Source organism: Larsenimonas rhizosphaerae, assembly GCF_026240105.1.
GTDB classification, from domain to species: domain Bacteria; phylum Pseudomonadota; class Gammaproteobacteria; order Pseudomonadales; family Halomonadaceae; genus Larsenimonas; species Larsenimonas rhizosphaerae.
In genome coordinates, this window is sequence record NZ_JAPIVE010000002.1 from 670,416 (window position 1) to 688,437 (window position 18,022).

Sequence of the window (18,022 nt, forward strand, 5' to 3'; positions counted from 1 at the left end):
TTTTTGTATGCGCCATACCGGTGCGTACACGCAACAGAGATCTCTTGTACGATGACGATCAAGGCGTGGGCACAGGCCGGCTTGCAGCGCTTGCGAGACAGCGCTGATTCGCCCAGGGCGCACTGGCTGCTGTTCATGGCAGCGGCCTTCGAGATTTTGATTCTGCCCCTGCCGATTGATGCACTGTTGATTCCGTGGATGCTGGCCCGGCCCCGGCGAGGCTTTATGCTGGCCGGTATAGCGCTGGCGGGTAACCTGCTGGCAGCACTGGCAGGCTACGGCATCGGAGCCTGGGCGATGGACGGGTTCGGGCACTCACTGCTGACGATGACCGGTGCCAGCGGTGGCTACGCGCATTTCGTTCAGGAAATGAGTGATCATGGCTTCTGGGCGATTGCCATGGTCGCCTTTACGCCTATTCCGTTTCAGATCGCATTGCTGGGTGCAGGCGCTGCGCATTATCCGCTGGTCTGGTTTCTACTGGCCTGTGCCCTTGGGCGTGGAGCACGGTTCTTTGGCCTGGCCCTGCTGATCTATTTTGGTGGGGAGGCGGCGGTGACGTTCTGTCACCGCCATGGCCGGCTTGCCGGCGGGATCGGTGTGCTGCTGGTGGCGGGTGCTGGTACGTACTGGGTACTTGCGCACCTGCACCGACCCTTCTGACAGCACGGGCTGGATCTGGCCGCGCTAGATCTGGCCGAGAGTGGCACCGCCATCGACCCGCAGGTCATGCAGGGTGATGTGCCGGGCCTGATCCGACAGCAGATACAGGATGGCATCAACGATATCATCGCACGTCGCGATCCGGTTCAGTGGTATGCCTGCCTTGAAGGTAGCCAGTGAGCCTTTGATAACCCGCTCGCGGTCTTCCGGGTGGGAAAACATGCCCTTGAGCATGTCGGTATCGGTCGAACCCGGTGAGACGATGTTGCAGCGAATGCCGTGCTCGGCCAGTTCAAGCCCCATGCAGCGCATCATCTGCGTCGTGGCTGCCTTGGAAGCGCAATACGCGCCCATGCCCATGCGGGGAGTGGACGCCGCGTTGGAACTGACCACGACAATGGCGCCGGCCTGCTGCGCTATCATGCGCCGGGCAACGGCGCGAGACAGGTAAAACACGCCATCGGTGTTGACACGAAAGGTCGACAGCCACTGCTCGTCGCTCAGGTCGCTCAACCGGCCCATCTGCAGTATGCCGGCCACGCAGGCCAGATAATCCAGCTGTCCATGCTGCTGTGCGGCCGCTTCGACAGCGGCCTCGACGTCCGCTGACCGGCCGACATCGACGTGATGGGTGCTCAGCCTGTCGCCGGCCTCAAGGGCGGTTACCATGTGAGCCAGTGCCGCGTCATCGTGGTCCAGGGCGGCTACCCGGGCGCCGGCAGCGAGCAGGCGTTCGGTCAGCCTGCGGCCGATTCCCTGTGCTGCGCCACTGACCACGATTGTACGTTCGGCAAATCCAGTGTCAGGCGACGGTGTCATAAGGCGTCATCCATGATGCGGTGGCGCTCCTCGTGGTAGCGCTCTTCGGTGAACTGATCCTTCCAGTAAGGCACGGCATAGACCTGCTTTTTGCTCATGCCCAGCTGGTGGCGCATATACTCCCTGATGGCCAGCACGGCGCTGTTTTCACCGCCGGCCCACCCAAAGAGGCCCTCCGGATCAGTGATGCCCAGCGCCTTTACGGCGTTGATCAGCAGGGGGGACTCGCCCGCGCTCAGTGTTTCCCGATACAGCCAGTGCACCTGAATGCTTTCCGGGTGGGCCAGAGGGAGCGTATCGGCCGGGTCCACGGCTTCGATGAAGACATCGCCCGTGGCATCTTCCGGCAGGGCTTCGAGCAGGGCAGCAATGGCCGGCACGGCGGTGAGGTCGCCGGCCAGCACATAGCGGCTGGCCGGTTTCAGCAGGGGCAGAGGGCCGCCGGGCCCTGCGATCCCCAGCCGGTCTCCCGGCGTGGCGGACAGCGCCCAGCGCGAGGCCGGGCCGTCATCACCATGCAGTACAAAGTCGATCGCCAGTTCCTGGCGCTCGCAGTCCATGTGGCGTACCGAGTAGGTTCGGGTAATCGGACGTTCTTCGGCCGCCGGCCAGACCGGGCCATCGGCGGTCAGGGTCGGCAGACTGGGTTCGTGCTGATGGTCCCGGGGAAAGAAGGCCTTGATGTGGCCACCCGGTGCGTCGTCCGGAAATCCAGCCAAAGCTTCGCCTCCCAGCACCACTCGCATCATTCTGGGCGTCAGCCGGGTCACGCTGAGTACATCAAGCAGGCGTGGCGGTTTCTTTTTTCCCCTGGGGCCTCGGACACCAGGTGCCGGAGACGGAGATGTGATCGTTGTCATGAATGCTCCAGAAATACAGGATCAGGCCGCGTCCAGCAGGGCGACCCAGTCATTGAGCGTCGGGTTTTCTGCAAGGGCCATGAAGGACACCGGGCGACCCTGGCGGGTGAGCTGTTCGGCCAGAGTCATCATGCGCATGGAGTCAAGTCCCATGAACAGCAGGTTGTCGTCCGGGTCGATGTCCTCGGGAGATTGCTCGATAAGCGGTGCCACTTCCTGACGCAACCAGCCCAGTGTGTCAGGGGCCGAATGTGATGCAGGCTGGCCGATGGCGGCCAGGGCGGTATGTCGGTCAAGGCTGACACCGCAGCGCCTGGCCACGTAGTTGATGGCCATCAGATGCTCTTCCCGAGAGAAGTCAGCCAGTGCGTCCACGATGAAAAAGGGCTGAACGTCCTGCATGAAGGCCTCGAGGGCCGAGGCCATGCAGCCGATGTGGGCATAGACGCCGGTGATGATCAGCTGATCGCGTCCCTGATCGCTCATCATCTGGCGCAGCGGTGAGCGCTGAAAGGCGCTATAGCGCCATTTGGTCAATACCGTGTCGTGGTCGGCCGGGGTGAGGCCGTCGACAACATTCACCTGCTCTGGCGCGCCGGGAAGGCCGGGGCCCCAGAAGTCGTTCAACAGGGCGCGGTCGCTGTCGGGCTGGTCGGTCGGCTGGGCGGTATAGACCACCGGGATGCCGGCCAGGTCCGCGGCGCGGCGCAATTCCCCGATGGCCTGAATCAGTGCCGGGATCGGTGCCTGGGTGCGGTCATACTTGTCGATGAAGTAGTCCTGCATGTCGTGAATCAGCAGTACGGCTCGGTTCGGGTCAATGCACCAGTCCACGCGATTGGCGGCCACCTCATCGGCAGTCGGCATGGCGTAGGAGGGCAGCGCGGGAATAGTCATGATGCGTCCTTGTTCCGGTCTCGGGTCATGCCGAGGCGTGAGGGGTGGCGTAGGTGTCCTTCAACTGCTCGCGCAGCACTTTTCTGCTGACCTTGCCAACGCGGGTTTCGGGGAAGGCCTCAACGATGCGAAAACGATCCGGCACCTTGTAGGTGGCCAGACCCGTGTCCTTCAGGTACTGCGCCAGTTCGCCTGCCTTGGGCGTTGCGTCACCGCGGGGCACAATAAAGGCGCAGGGACGCTCACCGAGGTATGCATCGGTCATGCCGACCACAGCGACGTCATGTACCTCGGGATGGGCCAGCAACAGATTCTCGACTTCTTCCGGGGAGATCTTTTCGCCGCCCCGGTTGATCTGGTCCTTGTCGCGGCCTTCCACGATCAGATAACCAGTGGAGGTGCGCGAGACCACATCGCCGGTACGATAAAACCCCTCGTCGGTAAAGCTTGCCTCGTTATGGGCCGGGGCATCAAAGTAGCCACGAATGGTGTAGGGCCCACGGGTTTCAAGCAGCCCCGGGGTGCCATCCGGCACGGGCCGGCCGGCTGCGTCGACAATACGGACTTCATCCAGGCGGGAAATGGGGCGGCCCTGAGTGCGAACAATCGTTTCCGGGTCATCGTCCAGCCGGGTGTAGTTGACCAGCCCTTCGGCCATGCCGAAGACCTGCTGCAGGGTGCAGCCCAGTTCAGGTCTCACACGTCGTGCTGCTTCGGCGCTGAACCGTGCGCCACCGACCTGAAGCACCTGCAGGGATGACAGGTCAAGGTGGGCGTACTGGGGCAGGCTGTTCAGCCACAGCAGTGCCAGCGGCGGTACCAGACTGGCATGGGTGACCCCTTCAGCCTCGATCAACGGAAAACAGTGGTCAGGTGTCGGAGCTGGAGCCATGACCACACAGCCGCCGGCGTACAGTACGCCCAGAAATCCCGGTGAACTCATGGGGAAGTTGTGCGCCAGCGGCAGGGCGCCCAGATACACGGTGTGCTCGTTGATACCGCAGGGTTCAATGCTGCCGCGGATGCTGTAGAGATAATCCTGATGGCGACGCGGAATGAGCTTCGACAGCCCGGTGGTACCGCCGGACAGCTGGAAAAAGGCCAGCTCATCTGCCGTGACCGCCGGCCAGTCAGCCACGGCGGGCGTATCCTGATAAAGGCTGTCCAGTGACGTGAATTCTTCCGGGGTGCCATCAATCAGCACATGCTCAAGCCCGGGGCATGCGCGTATGACCCGCCGGGCGAGGGCCCGGAAGTCTACATCGGGCTGGCCGGCCACCTGGTCGGCCATGGTGATCAGTGCCCGTGCCCCGGAGGCCGTGCAGAAATGAATGAGTTCATGGCTTCGGTGGGCGGGCAGGGCAAATACCGGCAGCAGGCCCAGTCGAAAGCAGGCCAGTGTGGTCATGATCATCGAGGCCCGATTGGCCAGCTGCAAAACCACGCGATCACCCTTCAGGAGCCCCAGGGATTGCAGGCCAAAGCTCAGCCGGTCCACTTCATGATCCAGCGCCTTGTAACTCCAGCGTGTGCCTCCTTCGACAATGGCCGGGCGGGTCGCAAATCTCCTTGCACCCTCACGCAGGAAATTGCCCAGGGTCATGTCGGTCCAGAGGCCAGCGTCGCGGTAACGGGCCTTGGCGTCTTCGGGATAATCCGGTGACTTCTGGTAAATCGTGTCCAGGTCCGCGGCAATCAGTGGCGATGAGGTGTTCATACGGTATCCAGATGTTCCAGCCCCATGGCATTGAGCATGGTGCGCAGCTTGGTGCCGGTTTCGATCAGTTCCTTCTGCGGGTCAGAGCCTGGCACCAGACCGGCGCCGGCATACAGTCGGACATGGGTGTCATGTACATCGGCGCAGCGAATCGCAACCGACCATTCACCATTGCCGTCGCTGTCGCACCACCCCACTGCGCCGCCGAAGTGGCCACGATGGAAGGATTCAATGGCATTGATGTCGCGATAGGCTTCGCGGCGGGGGTGGCCACATACCGCGGGAGTGGGATGCATGGCCGCCGCCAGGGCCAGTGAGCTGACGGCGGGGTCCCTGAGCTCGCCGGTAATGGTGGTCGAGAGGTGCCACAGGGTGTCGGTGCTGATGACGCTGGGTCCCTCCGGCACTGTCATGCTGCTGCAATAGGGGGTCAGCGCCTCAAGGATGGCGTCGATCACGACCTTGTGTTCGTGCAGATCCTTTTCCGAGACGGCCAGCTCTTCGGCCCGTTGCTGGTCTTCCGCCGTGTCCCGGTGGCGAGGGATGGAGCCTGCCAGTGGGTTGACGACAACCCGTGTGCCTTCCTTTTTTACCAGCAGTTCCGGGCTGGCGCCTATAAAGGCATGGGGTGGTGCGCCATCGGGCTGGTCCGGCGTCAGTGGCAGGGCAAAGCTGTAGCCGTGCGGATTGACGCCAATCAACCGTTTCATCAGCGGCGGCAGATCGACCCGGGTGCTGGCATTGATTTCAAGGGTGCGCGAGAGAACAATCTTGTCGACCCGGCCTTCAGCCATGGCCTGAAGTGCACGTTTCACCCCCTCCCGGTAGCCCTGAGGGCGCGGATACAGCGCACTCTCGCTGACCGTCAATGCGACCGGGGTGCGCACCAGAGCCTGGCGCTCGGCCGCGTCGGGTGCGGCGCTCCGCCTCCAGTATTCCGGCACGTACAGATGGGCGGGCTGGCTGACATCAAAGGGCAGGGCGCCCACGATGATCGGGTTGGACTGACCGCGCCGGCGCGCCTTTTCAAACAGGGTGGTCGCCTGCGCATCAAGCACGTCCGGTGACGCCGGGCGATTACTCTGGGCATTGATCAGACACCCTCGGGCGTGCAGCGTATGGTGCGATGAGCAAAACAGGAAATCCCTGGCGCGATAGGCCGTGACAGGGTCAATGGCATCACACGTTTCGGTCGCGCCATCGTCTACAAGTGCGGAACTCATGCGGTCTTCTCCCTTCAGTACATGCGCCTCGACCGGGCATTGGGTGACCACAGCTTATTCTAAATGATAAGAGTTATCAAAATCATTTGTATTGAGTTTACCATGTGGCGCCAGCAGACGGTCCGGCCGCCATCCATGCCAGGGGCATGCTAAGGTAGGGACACAGGTTTATTTTCCCCGCGAAAGGATTGGAAATGGCGCTCAAGGCACTTCTGTTTGATTGTGACGGTACGCTGGTGGATTCGGAAAGCGTGCACCGCGTGGTATGGAATGAGGTGCTGGCGCCGTTTGATGTGGTGATCAGCGAAGAGGAATATCGTCGGCATTATTCCGGTAACCCGGTGAATACCAGCGTGGAATACCTGCTGGAGTGCCATCCCCATATCGATGAGCGTGCCGAGGCGCTGATCAGGCGCAAGACCGCGGAGACCACGGCCCGATTTGCCCGCGAGCCGGTGCCCTTGATGGCTGGTGTCCATCAGGCATTTGCATGGGCCGGTGAGCAGCAGCTTCGGTGTGCACTGGTGACCGGCAGTGGCCATGACGAAATTGCCCCGATCCTGTCGCAGCACGATCTGCACCGTCATTTTGAATGCCTGGTGGCACGTCAGGACGTTGAGCACAGCAAGCCCCATCCGGCCAGCTACCTGCGGGCCCTGGCGTTGCTGGATATTGCTCCGGAGCAGGCCATTGCCCTTGAGGATACGTCCCACGGCGTGCGCTCGGCAGTTGCCGCCGGCGTCGAGGTCATCGCCATTCCCAACGCCTATTCCCGTGAGCACGATTTCGATGGCGCGGTGGCCGTGGTGGATGATCTTGAGGCGGCCATCGCCTGGATTCAGGCCAATCGTGTGAGCTGACCATGGATCATCGCCAGCTCAGGTTTCTGGTCGCTCTTGCTCAGGAGCGGCATTTCGGGCGCGCAGCACAGCGTGCCCATGTGACCCAGCCGACCCTTTCAGCCCGTCTCAAGCAGCTTGAGACGGAACTGGGAACCCCACTGATTCGCCGCGGCCGCCGTTTTGAAGGATTTACACCGGAAGGGCAGCGCGTTCTGCTCCATGCACGACGCATTCTGGCGGAATTCGACGAACTGCATGCCGAGCTTGACCCTGCCCAGGGGCCAAGTGGCTGGTTATCCCTCGGGCTGGTGCCATCGGCTCTGGGAGACATGGCCACGCTGCTGCCGGAGCTTCGTCGCCGATTTCCCGCCCTGCGTTTTCGCGTGCGGGAATACACTACCGTATCGCTCATGCAGGCGCTGGCCGATGACGAGATAGCACTGGCGCTCGGGTATCTGGACGTGCCGGCGGCCGAGCCCTTTGTGGCCCGACCGCTGTTCGAGGAGCACTACGTGCTGATGGCTGCCGCCGGCCTGTCCTTCAAGACCCCGCCGGACTGGACCACGCTGGCCCATCATCCGCTCTACATGCTGACCGGTGACATGCAGCACCATTCTCTGGTGCGTCGCCGGCTCGAAGAGGAGGGCATGGCGGTAGAAGCGGTTGTCGAAGCGGGGTCACTGGCGCTTCTGGCGGCCCTGCTGCGCACGGACCAGGCCATCGCGGTCATGCCAGCGCGACTTGTGAGTGCCCTGCCGCTTGAGGGGCTTGTGACCTGGCCCTTGCCCGCTCTGACGCATCCTGCCCGGCTCGGGCTGCTCTGGAAGCGTGCCCATCGGCAGTCGAGGCGGTTGCAGGCCGTTCTCGATGCCCTGGCGGACTTCAATGATAGACGGTGTCTATCATAGTATCGTCGGTTTCCATTAGCCTGCATATCATTCTCTCCATACACTGTGACTCAATTACCACGTGTGCCTGCCGGCACGGTGGTTTGGCCGAGTGAGGTTCCGTCATGACGTCCCGCACCGAATTTACCGACTATGAATGGGCAACCGATATGCCCGCTACCGACCTCAAGGGCCCGGAGGAGCAGGCCATTACGCTTGCCCTGAATGACATGGCCTTTGCCTCGGTGCTGGCAACGCCGGTCGACCTTGAGGCCTGGGCGGTGGGGTTTGCCTTTAGTGAAGGCTTGATAAGTCGCATCTCACAGATAGAGCGTGTCGATCAATCGCCGCTGCGTCATGGCCTTCGGGTGCAGCTCACCATGGCGCCTCATCTGGCGGAGCAGGCCATGGAGCGTCGTCGGGTTGGCGCCTCAACCAGCAGCTGCGGCCGCTGCGGGTCGGCTGATGAAGGCCTGATGTTCGAGGGGCTGCGTCAGCTCCCTCCGTCGGAGTTGCCGTCCATGGCCGATTGGCATCGCCTGTTCGAGGCGCTGGATCAGGCCAGCCGCCCAGGGCTTCATGTGGCGCTGGGCCTGGACCCTGGGGGCAGTATCGTGACCGGCGTGGACATTGGTCGGCACAACGCGCTGGACAAGCTGATCGGCAAGGGATTGCAGGCCGGTGTCATGCCGGCTGCCGGGCTGGTGTCGAGCCGCTGCAGCCTTGAACTGATTCAGAAAAGCGTGCGTGCCGGCATGACAACACTTGGAACACTTTCACACCCCTCGACTCTGGCGGTGGATACCGCCCGCCTGTGTGGCCTCAATCTGGTGTGCTGCCACCGCGGCCAGCGCCTTCAGTTGCTGAGTCGAGGGCGTACACCGTCTTCACTATTCCGCAGATAATGCGGAGATCTGCTTCAGGAGCCTTCATGAGCAAGGAACGCACGTTCGAGTATCACCACCCGGCCGCCGGCTGGGGAGCGCTGAAATCCGTCAGCCGCTTCCTGCTTCAGAGCAGAGTCCCGGTGACCAATGTGCGGGCAATGTTGAAGCTGAATCAACCCGATGGATTTGACTGCCCCGGCTGCGCCTGGGGCGACCCGGAACACGGCTCATCGTTCGAGTTCTGCGAAAACGGCGTCAAGGCCGTGACCTGGGAAACCACGGCGAAGCGAGTGACGCCACGTTTCTTCGCCCGTTACAGCGTCAGTGAGATGAAGGGCTGGGACGACTTCCGCCTTGAGGATCAGGGGCGTTTGACCTCGCCCATGCGCTATAACGCTGACACGAATCACTATGAGCCGATCAGCTGGGAAGCTGCCTATGACCTGATGGCCGATCACCTCCGGGCACTGGATGACCCCAACGAGGCATTGTTTTACACCTCCGGCAAGGCCTGCAATGAATCAGCCTGGGTCTTCCAGTTACTGGCTCGGCTTTATGGCACCAACAACATGCCGGACTGCTCCAACATGTGCCATGAGGCCAGCGGTGCGGCGCTTGAAGATGCGCTGGGCTCCGGCAAGGGCAGCGTGCTGCTGGAGGATTTCGAACAGGCCGAGGCTATCTTTACCTTCGGGCAGAACCCGGGAACCAACCACCCCCGCATGCTGGGAACGCTGCGTGAGGCGGCCGACCGTGGCTGCGAGATCGTGGCATTCAATACCCTGAAGGAACGTGGGCTTGAACGCTTCGCTGACCCGCAGCGCATGCTGGAAATGGCGCGGGCCGGCAGTGGTCAGATCAGTTCGCTGTATTTGTGCCCGGCACTTGGCGGCGACATGGCTGCTGCACGCGGCATGGCCAAGGTGCTGTTCGAGCGGGACGCTCAGCAGGGTAATGTCATCGATCATGACTTTGTCGCTCGCCATACCGATGGGCTGGCAGACTGGCAGCAGGTGGTCGAAGCCACGTCCTGGGCGGACATTGAAGACCAGTCCGGCTTGAGTCGCGATGAGATCACCAGTGCCGCCGAGGTCTACATGCGCTCCAGCGCGACCATCTTCTGCTGGGCCATGGGGCTGACCCAGCATGAGCACTCGGTCATCACGATTCGTGAACTGGTGAATCTTCTGCTACTGAAAGGCAATATCGGCAAGCCTGGGGCGGGCACCTGCCCGGTGCGGGGGCACTCCAATGTGCAGGGTGATCGCACCATGGGTATCTATGAAAAACCCTCCCCGGGCTTTCTGGATGCACTGGAGGCGTATTACGGCGTCCCCATGCCGCGTGAGCACGGCGTGGATACGGTGGATTCGATTCGTGCCATGCGCGATGGCAAGGCAAGGGTCTTTATTGGGCTGGCCGGCAACTTTGCTCGTGCTACCTCGGATTCCGAGGTCTGTGAACAGGCGCTGTCCGGCTGTAACCTGACCGTTCACATCAGTACCAAGCTCAATCGGAGTCATCTGGTCACTGGCCGGGATGCGTTGATTCTTCCCTGTATCGGCCGGGTTGAAGTGGACCGCAAGGCCGATGGCCAGGCACAGCTCATTACGGTAGAAGACTCGATGAGCATGGTGCACGGGTCCAGCGGTATCCATAAGCCGGCGTCGAAGGCGCTTAGAAGTGAAGTCGAGATACTGACTCAGGTTGCCGAGCGGCTGCTGGGGAACGAGGTGGTCGACTGGGCATCACTGCGGGCAGACTATGATGTGATTCGTGAGCATATTGCCGGCGTGGTGCCAGGATTTAACGACTTCAATCAGCGCGTTCGTGAGCCGCGTGGATTCTGGCTGGGCAATCCCGGTGCGGAGCGCATGTTTCCGACGGGCACCGGTCTGGCCCGATTCAGTGCGGCCGCCCTGCCGAAACAAGTGCTTCATCAGAAGATGCGCGAGCGCACCGGCTGGCTGACCCTTCAGACATTGAGAAGTCATGACCAGTACAACACCACGGTGTACGGCTATAACGACCGTTATCGGGGTGTGGAAGGGCAACGCCAGGTGATCTTTCTCAATGAGCAGGATATGACACGACTGGGCGTCGAGGCGGGCGAATTTGTGGATCTGATCGGGGATGACAGTGATGGCCAGGTTCGCCGCGCCAACCACTTCAAGGTGGTGCGCTATGACACCCCGGCAGGCTGTGCCGCGGCGTACTACCCGGAAACCAACCCGTTGATTCCGCTTGATAGCGTCGGTGTGCGCAGTAATACCCCGAATTCGAAATCGGTAGCGATTCGACTTGAGCGCAGCCGGCGTCTGGCCTGATGGATGACTTGATCGATCAGGCCGGCCGCATCGTGGCAGCCCACGGCGTGGACGCGCTCGAAGGGCTGGTTCTTGCACTGCTGGCCGAACGTTCGCCCCAGGCCACTGGTACCCTGGCCCGTAGGATGGCGCTGGAGCATGCACTGGTTCGGCGGTCTGCATCTCGGCTGGAAGAGGCTGGATGGATAGCTTGCGAGCCTTCATCCGGCCGCAGCCCGGGCATGCGACTTACCCTCCTTGAAAGCCCCTGATAACCGGGCGTTTCATTTGCAAACAATTTAAAACAGCCCGCCATGGCGGGCCTGCTTCCGGTAAATCGTGTCTTATTAGCATATGGTTTATGGTCAACGCGCCCGCCTGCGTGGTTAAGCTTCGATAGCGGGCGTCAACTTCAACCATAACAGCGCCCGAGAGACATCCATTATCGGGGGCATCCATGGCCATGGTTTCAGGACGCAGCCGAGGAGTTGCGCATGTCACGAAACGGTTCGCCCTTGCGAGCAGCGCACTGGCGTTTTTATTGTCTGTGGCCCTGCCGGCAGCGCATGCCGCGTCCACATTTTCTCCTGCCTCAAAAAGCCTGCCGGAACTCAAACAGGCCCTGGATGACCAACGGATCAGCGCCGAAGCACTGGTCCGTTTTTACATGCGGCGCATTGATCGCTTTGAAAACAACGGCCCGGCCATCAATGCATTGCTGCGGGTCAACCCGGATGCCATTGCCCGGGCGCGCCGGATCGACAGGGCGCGCAGTGAGGGGCGGCCGGTAGGGCCACTGGCCGGGCTGCCATTCATCGTCAAGGACAATATCAACGTCAAGGGGTTGCCGACCACCGGGGGCTCGGTGGCGCTGCGTAATGCCATGCCACGGCAGGATGCCACGCTGGTGGCGCGCCTGAAAAAGGCCGGGGCCATCGTGCTGGCCAAGGGCAACATGACCGAATTTGCTTCCTCGTTCGGCAAGCCAGGGTACAGTTCGCTGGGAGGTACCACGCGCAACCCCTATAACCCGGACCGCTACGCATCAGGCTCCAGCAGTGGCCCGGCCGCCGGTGTGGCCGCTGATCTGGCAGCCTTCGGCATCGGCACGGATACCGAAGGATCGGTGCGCGGCCCGGCGAGCGTGACCGGGCTGGTCGGGCTCAGGCCCACGATCGGGCTGATAAGCCGCAGCGGTATTCTGCCGTTGTCGCCGTCCTTTGATACCCCGGGGCCGATTACTCGTACCGTGAGCGGCAGTGCCATGATCACGCAGGTCATGGCCGGGCGGGATCCTGGGGATCAGGTAACCCAGTTGGCTCCCGACAACACGTCGACCCGTTATTATCCGGTGGCCGGGACCGCACTGGCCGGCCAGCGTATTGGTGTCATCAGCGGCATTGGCGGTGCCAACCAGCAGGTAGACCAGGCGATGAAGACGTTTGTGGCGCGGCTTGAACGGCAGGGCGCTACCGTCGTCCCGATTAGCCTGCCGGCCGCATTCGGCGATCTGTGGGCCAGCGTTATCGCGCCGGTGCAAAACGCTGAATTTCGTCCCGGCGTGGAACGGTTTCTCAGTGAGGAGGTGACCGGGGGGCCGCCGGACATGAGCAATATCATCAAGCGATGCGAGGAAAACAACCGTGTTCATCCCCATCGCCAGGTCAATCCGGAGCGTATTCGTGGCATGGAGGCCACTTTGAATCGACATGCCACGGCGTCGCCCAACTATCTGGACGATGTTTCCTGGCGACTGCCGGCTCTTCGCAGACAGCTGCACCAGCTGATGGATACTGCTGATGTCACCGCTCTGGCCTTTCCCACGCGAGACTGTCCGGCATATCCCCGTACGCCGGCAGGTAAAAAAGGCTTTGAATGTCGCACGGTCGCCCATGAGCCGATGGCCTATCTGGCGACGGTCAGTGGTTTTCCGGAAATCACCTTCCCCATGGGGATGACCACGGCCGGGCTGCCCATGGGCGTATCCCTGCTGGCGCGACCGTTTCAGGAAACGACGCTGTTTCAGCTGGCGACACCGCTTGAGCAGGCGATTCCTGCGCCGCGCTGGACACCGGACCTTCCCCTTTCCACCGGCTGGCGCTCACAGGTCATTGCGACGACAGCGCCGCCCTGAACCAGTGGGTCAGGGCATCATGGCGAGCGGCAGGCACCTGATCGCCCGACCACAGTACCAGTTGTCCTGGCGTTTCAACGAAGCCCCAGGGGGCCACCAGCCGACCCGCCCGTAGATCATCTTCGACCAGAAGCCTGGGGGCGATGGCCATGCCGATCCCGGAGGTTGCCGCTTCCAGCAGGTAGTAGAGATGTTCAAACCCCTGGCCATAGACAAGGCTGTCAGGATCGACACCACAGGCCGAGGCCCACTGGGGCCAGGCCGACGGGCGTGACGCAGTATAAAGGAGGGGCGTGCCGGAAAGCGCAGAGGCCGGCACTTTCTGCCATTGTTCGCCCAGCGCCGGAGTGGTGACCGGCCCGATGCATTCTGCCTGCAAGGGGCTGATGCGGGCATCCTCCGGCAGGGTATCAATAAACAGCAGAGAGGTTTCCTGTGGGCGGTGGGCCGGTGACGCGGCGTCCTCCTGATGTGCGACCTGAACATCGATATCCGGCACGTCTGCCTTCAGCGCTTCCCAGCGAGGGATCAGCCATCGGGCCAGAAAGCTGCCCGGGCAGCGCAGTACGAGCGGGCGTGTGGTCTGTTCAAGCGATAGCTGGTCACAGCTTTCCTGAAGCTGTGTCAGCCCGCGATGGACTCCTTCGTAAAGGCGGATACCTTCGGCGCTCGGTCGCAGGCCACGCCCGGCACGCACCAGCAGGGCACAGCCAAAATGGGCTTCCAGTGTTTTCAGATGGCGGCTGACCGCCCCGTGAGTGACATGCAGGGCGTCGGACGCGGCCTTGACGCTGCCAAGCCGCACCGTGGCTTCGAAGGCGCGCAGTGCATTGAGAGGAGGCAGTGAAGGCATGGCATGTCCGTCAGTTTTTTTGAAGAGTGTGGCTCCAGGCCACGCATTGCTTCGTAAAATAGGTGATTTTTTTTAACCTGTCAGTGATAAAACTTCGCTTTTATTTCAAGGCCACTGTGCCATGCTGTACCCATATTTATGAATACTGGAGTGTATTTCATGACCGCATTGGCATCCCTGCCGGACCACAACGGCTTTTTCGGCGATTTTGGCGGCCAGTTTGTGGCAGAAACCCTGATGCCGCTCATTCTCGAGCTTCAGGGCTGCTACGACGCTGCCAAACAGGATCCGGCCTTTCATGAAGAGCTGGCCTACTTTCAGCGCGACTATGTTGGTCGGCCCAACCCGTTGTATTACGCAGAGCGGCTGAGCGAGCATCTGGGCGGAGCAAAAATCTATTTCAAGCGTGAAGAGCTCAACCACACCGGCGCGCACAAGATCAATAACTGTATCGGCCAGATCCTGCTGGCACGGCGGATGGGCAAGAACCGCATCATTGCCGAAACCGGCGCCGGCATGCACGGCGTGGCAACGGCCACCGTAGCGGCACGGTTTGGCATGGACTGTGTGATCTACATGGGCTCGACGGATATCGAGCGTCAGCAGCAGAACGTGTTTCGCATGCGTCTGCTGGGTGCCGAGGTCATTCCGGTGACCTCCGGTACCGGTACCCTGAAGGATGCGATGAACGAAGCGTTGCGCGACTGGGTGACCAACGTTGACAGCACGTTCTATATCATCGGGACGGTAGCAGGCCCGCATCCGTATCCGGCCATGGTGCGTGACTTCCAGGCGGTGATCGGGCGTGAAACCCGTGATCAGATGCTTGAGAAGGAACAGCGTCTGCCCGATTCGATCGTGGCCTGTATCGGCGGTGGCTCCAATGCCATGGGGATCTTCCATCCGTTTCTGAATGACGACAGCGTTGCCATGATCGGTGTTGAAGCGGCCGGGCACGGTATCGAGACCGGCGAGCATGCAGCCAGTCTGAATGGTGGGGTGCCGGGCGTGCTGCACGGCAACCGTACCTACCTGCTGCAGAATGATGATGGTCAGATCAAGGACGCTCATTCCATCTCGGCCGGGCTGGACTATCCGGGCATCGGGCCGGAGCATGCCTACCTGAAGGACAATGGCCGGGTCGAGTACGTATCGATTACCGACAGCGAAGCACTTGAAGCCTTCCAGCTGTGCTGCCGCAAGGAAGGTATCATTCCGGCGCTTGAAACCGCTCACGCCCTGGCCGAGATCGTCAAGCGGGCGCCGTCACTGCCGTCGGACCACCTGATGGTGCTCAACATGAGCGGGCGTGGTGACAAGGACATGATGAGCGTGGCGCATTATCTGGGTGAGACGATGGAAAAAGGAGATAACGCATGAGCCAGCAGGCCACCGTGACACACGCTGAAGTAACGTCTCGCATTACGCGTCGTTTCGAGGCGCTGAAACAGCAGAATCGCGCTGCGCTGGTCACCTTTGTGACCGCGGGCGACCCGGATACGGCCACTTCTCAGGCCATTCTTGACGGACTGCCCGCAGCCGGGGCCGACATCATCGAGCTGGGCATGCCGTTCACGGATCCGATGGCTGATGGCCCATCCATCCAGAAGGCGGCGCAGCGTGCCTTGAAGGCCGGTCAGGACCAGCATAAAACGCTGGATATGGTACGCAGGTTCCGTGAACACGATCAGGATACCCCGATCGTGCTGATGGGCTATTACAACCCGATTTATCGCTTTGGCGTGGATGCATTTCTGCGCGAGGCCAGGGACGTGGGTGTTGATGGGCTGATCGTGGTGGATCTGCCTCCCGAGCACGACAGCGAGCTGTGTCTGCCGGCGGCCGAATATGGGCTGAATTTCATTCGCCTGGCCACGCCGACCACCAACGATGCACGGCTGCCGAAGGTATTGGAAAACACATCCGGCTTTTTATATTACGTGTCAGTGGCTGGTGTGACGGGGGCCGGTTCGGCCTCGAGCGAAGCGGTGGAGCGTGCGGTCGCACGTCTTCAACTGCATTCCCGCTTGCCGGTAGCGGTAGGGTTTGGCATCAAGACCTCCGAGCAGGCGGCCGATGTCGCGCGCGCAGCCGATGGTGTGGTCGTGGGTTCGGCACTGGTCAATTGCATTGAGCAGGCCGCTACGCCTGAAGACGCGATCAGGGCTGTACATGCGCTGACGGCCGAGTTGGCTGAAGGCGTACGTGGTGCCCGCCACACCGGATAAGCCGGACATTTGACGATCAGGGAGATGAGTCTGCCATGAGAGTGTTTCAAAAGGGGCTTTATGTGGCCGCGCTGGGGATGGCCCTGTCAGGCTGCTCATTATTCGGCAATTCACCGGTGTCCGATAATGAATCAGCGACGGACACGGCCACCAGTCATACTGTCCCCGAGGGCAGGTGTTCAACCGACCGGCTGGATGCGCTGGTCGGCAAGCCTCTGACGCCTGATGCACGTCAGATGATTGTGGATGACAGCGGCGCGACTTCTTATCGAATGCTGCGTCCTGATACGGTAGTAACGCAGGAGTATGATCCTGATCGGCTCAATATCACGATCGATAACGAGCTCATCAGCCGGTTTTCCTGCGGCTGATGCTGGTTCACATGTTCGACTTATAAAAACGCCCCGCACTGCGGGGCGTTTTTCCGTGTGCTGTATGTCAGGCAGCCAGCACTTTCACAGGATGAACAAGGCATTGCCGTCTCACGACAACGCCCGGCGTACCGGGCGTTGTCGATTGGACGGAAGAACGAGCTCAAGAATGCCCGATCAGTCCCAGCTCAGTGCGCCGCCGGTCTGATATTCGGTGACCCGTGTTTCAAAGAAGTTCTTCTCTTTCGGCAGGTCGATGATTTCAGACATCCATGGGAAGGGGTTGTCCACTTCCGGATACAGCGGGGCAAGGCCGATCTGTTCGGCACGACGGTTGGTAATGAAGTGCATGTATTCCTCGCACAGCTCGGCGTTGATGCCGAGGATGCCGCGAGGCATGGTTTCACGACCGTAGGCGACTTCCAGTTCGCAGGCCTTTCTGAGCATGCCACGTACTTCTTCCTGGAATGCCTCATCCCACAGGTGCGGGTTCTCGACCTTGATCTGGTTTATGCAGTCGATACCGAAATTCAGGTGGATGGATTCATCGCGCAGGATGTACTGGTACTGTTCGGCGATGCCCACCATCTTGTTGCGCCGACCCAGTGACAGGATCTGGGCAAAACCGGTGTAGAACCACATGCCTTCAAAAATGACGTAGAAGGCGATCAGGTCGCGCAGAAATGCCTGATCCCGTTCCGGCGTGCCGGTCTGGAATTCATTGCTTTCCAGGTTCTGGGTGTACTGCAGTGCCCAGGCATCCTTTTCAGTGATGGCCGGTACTTCACGGTACATGTTGAACAGCTCGCCTTCATCAAGGCCGAGCGAGGTGCAGATGTACTGGAACGTATGCGTGTGAATCGCTTCCTCGAACGCCTGGCGCAGCAGGTACTGGCGGCACTCGGGGTTGGTGATGTTGCGATAGATGGCCAGTACGATGTTATTGGCGACCAGCGATTCCGCCGTGGCGAAAAAGCCAAGGTTGCGCTTGAGCATCAGTACTTCGTCTTCGGTCAACCCGTGCTGGCTGTTGATCGGCGCACGCCAGGTCGCGATGTCGGCCTGCATGGATACCTCGGTAGGCATCCAGTGGTTGTTGCACGCGTTAAGGTACTTTTCCCAGGCCCAGGTGTACTTCAGGGGCAGCAGCTGATTGACGTCGCTGCGGCCATTGATCATGGCCTTTTCGCTGGCATCAATGCGCTGGGCGCCGGCAACGATATTGCCAAGCCCGGTGGTATCGATCTGATCGTCGGTCGTGGTCGCTTGCATGAAACGCTCCTTGCTTGCCCTGCCGGGCGTGGCCGGCAGCTTTTAATGAGGTAAACCCGGCAG

17 protein-coding genes are annotated in these 18,022 nt (G+C 61.2%); 10 read left to right on the forward strand and 7 right to left on the reverse strand.

Going from position 1 to position 18,022, the window contains the following annotated elements; translation table 11 throughout:
• The first annotated feature begins 51 nt into the window (after window positions 1-51).
• Window positions 52-663 carry a YqaA family protein gene (locus OQ287_RS09555; protein WP_265896289.1) on the forward strand — a complete coding sequence of 204 codons (612 nt, stop codon included), beginning with the start codon at window positions 52-54 and terminating at the stop codon, window positions 661-663.
• A 24-nt stretch (window positions 664-687) separates the two neighbouring features.
• Here the strand turns inward: OQ287_RS09555 and OQ287_RS09560 are convergent, their stop codons facing one another.
• The 5 genes from OQ287_RS09560 to OQ287_RS09580 are packed head-to-tail and all read right to left on the reverse strand — an operon-like array spanning window position 688 to window position 6,179.
• Window positions 688-1,482, reverse strand: a complete 795-nt coding sequence (locus OQ287_RS09560) for a 2,3-dihydro-2,3-dihydroxybenzoate dehydrogenase (RefSeq protein ID WP_265896290.1) — start codon at window positions 1,480-1,482, stop codon at window positions 688-690.
• Window positions 1,479-2,342 (reverse strand): siderophore-interacting protein, encoded by an 864-nt coding sequence (locus OQ287_RS09565; RefSeq protein WP_265896291.1) that lies wholly within the window; start codon window positions 2,340-2,342, stop codon window positions 1,479-1,481. The genes OQ287_RS09560 and OQ287_RS09565 overlap by 4 nt, the downstream gene beginning before the upstream one ends.
• A 21-nt stretch (window positions 2,343-2,363) precedes the next feature.
• Window positions 2,364-3,239: an isochorismatase family protein gene (locus OQ287_RS09570; protein ID WP_250935561.1), complete on the reverse strand. Its 876-nt coding sequence runs from the start codon at window positions 3,237-3,239 to the stop codon at window positions 2,364-2,366.
• 25 nt (window positions 3,240-3,264) lie between these two features.
• Window positions 3,265-4,956, reverse strand: coding sequence for a (2,3-dihydroxybenzoyl)adenylate synthase (locus OQ287_RS09575; RefSeq protein ID WP_265896292.1), 1,692 nt, complete (start codon window positions 4,954-4,956; stop codon window positions 3,265-3,267).
• On the reverse strand, window positions 4,953-6,179 hold the full coding sequence (locus tag OQ287_RS09580) for an isochorismate synthase (RefSeq protein ID WP_250935565.1): 1,227 nt from the start codon (window positions 6,177-6,179) through the stop codon (window positions 4,953-4,955). Before OQ287_RS09580 ends, OQ287_RS09575 begins: the two co-directional genes overlap by 4 nt.
• Before the next feature lie 194 nt (window positions 6,180-6,373).
• Here OQ287_RS09580 and OQ287_RS09585 point away from each other — a divergent pair, with 194 nt between their 5' ends.
• The 6 genes from OQ287_RS09585 (at window position 6,374) to OQ287_RS09610 (ending at window position 13,235) form a co-directional block, all read left to right on the forward strand.
• A complete protein-coding gene (locus OQ287_RS09585) occupies window positions 6,374-7,039 on the forward strand; it encodes an HAD family hydrolase (protein ID WP_250935567.1) in 666 nt (221 codons plus the stop codon).
• Between the two features lie 2 nt (window positions 7,040-7,041).
• A complete protein-coding gene (locus tag OQ287_RS09590; RefSeq protein WP_250935570.1) occupies window positions 7,042-7,929 on the forward strand; it encodes a LysR family transcriptional regulator in 888 nt (295 codons plus the stop codon).
• A gap of 104 nt (window positions 7,930-8,033) precedes the next feature.
• The gene (locus OQ287_RS09595; protein WP_250935572.1) at window positions 8,034-8,813 is read left to right on the forward strand and encodes a formate dehydrogenase accessory sulfurtransferase FdhD; all 780 of its coding nucleotides are present in this window, start codon (window positions 8,034-8,036) and stop codon (window positions 8,811-8,813) included.
• Window positions 8,814-8,839: 26 nt separating this feature from the next.
• Window positions 8,840-11,122, forward strand: coding sequence for an FdhF/YdeP family oxidoreductase (locus OQ287_RS09600; RefSeq protein ID WP_265896293.1), 2,283 nt, complete (start codon window positions 8,840-8,842; stop codon window positions 11,120-11,122).
• On the forward strand, window positions 11,122-11,373 hold the full coding sequence (locus tag OQ287_RS09605) for a helix-turn-helix domain-containing protein (protein ID WP_250935576.1): 252 nt from the start codon (window positions 11,122-11,124) through the stop codon (window positions 11,371-11,373). Before OQ287_RS09600 ends, OQ287_RS09605 begins: the two co-directional genes overlap by 1 nt.
• Window positions 11,374-11,558: 185 nt before the next feature.
• Window positions 11,559-13,235, forward strand: coding sequence for an amidase (locus OQ287_RS09610; RefSeq protein ID WP_250935577.1), 1,677 nt, complete (start codon window positions 11,559-11,561; stop codon window positions 13,233-13,235).
• Here the strand turns inward: OQ287_RS09610 and OQ287_RS09615 are convergent.
• Window positions 13,210-14,088, reverse strand: a complete 879-nt coding sequence (locus OQ287_RS09615; protein ID WP_250935578.1) for a LysR family transcriptional regulator — start codon at window positions 14,086-14,088, stop codon at window positions 13,210-13,212. The genes OQ287_RS09610 and OQ287_RS09615 overlap by 26 nt on opposite strands.
• Window positions 14,089-14,247: 159 nt before the next feature.
• Here OQ287_RS09615 and trpB point away from each other — a divergent pair, with 159 nt between their 5' ends.
• Genes trpB through OQ287_RS09630 form a run of 3 tightly spaced genes read left to right on the forward strand, consistent with a single transcriptional unit; the run spans window position 14,248 to window position 16,687 of the window.
• A complete protein-coding gene (gene trpB, locus OQ287_RS09620; RefSeq protein ID WP_250935579.1) occupies window positions 14,248-15,468 on the forward strand; it encodes a tryptophan synthase subunit beta in 1,221 nt (406 codons plus the stop codon).
• Window positions 15,465-16,316 (forward strand): tryptophan synthase subunit alpha, encoded by an 852-nt coding sequence (trpA, locus tag OQ287_RS09625; protein ID WP_265896294.1) that lies wholly within the window; start codon window positions 15,465-15,467, stop codon window positions 16,314-16,316. The genes trpB and trpA overlap by 4 nt, the downstream gene beginning before the upstream one ends.
• A gap of 35 nt (window positions 16,317-16,351) precedes the next feature.
• Window positions 16,352-16,687 carry an I78 family peptidase inhibitor gene (locus tag OQ287_RS09630; protein WP_265896295.1) on the forward strand — a complete coding sequence of 112 codons (336 nt, stop codon included), beginning with the start codon at window positions 16,352-16,354 and terminating at the stop codon, window positions 16,685-16,687.
• A 177-nt stretch (window positions 16,688-16,864) separates the two neighbouring features.
• Here OQ287_RS09630 and OQ287_RS09635 read toward each other — a convergent pair whose 3' ends face one another.
• Window positions 16,865-17,959 carry a ribonucleotide-diphosphate reductase subunit beta gene (locus OQ287_RS09635; RefSeq protein WP_265896296.1) on the reverse strand — a complete coding sequence of 365 codons (1,095 nt, stop codon included), beginning with the start codon at window positions 17,957-17,959 and terminating at the stop codon, window positions 16,865-16,867.
• Window positions 17,960-18,022: the final 63 nt, after the last annotated feature.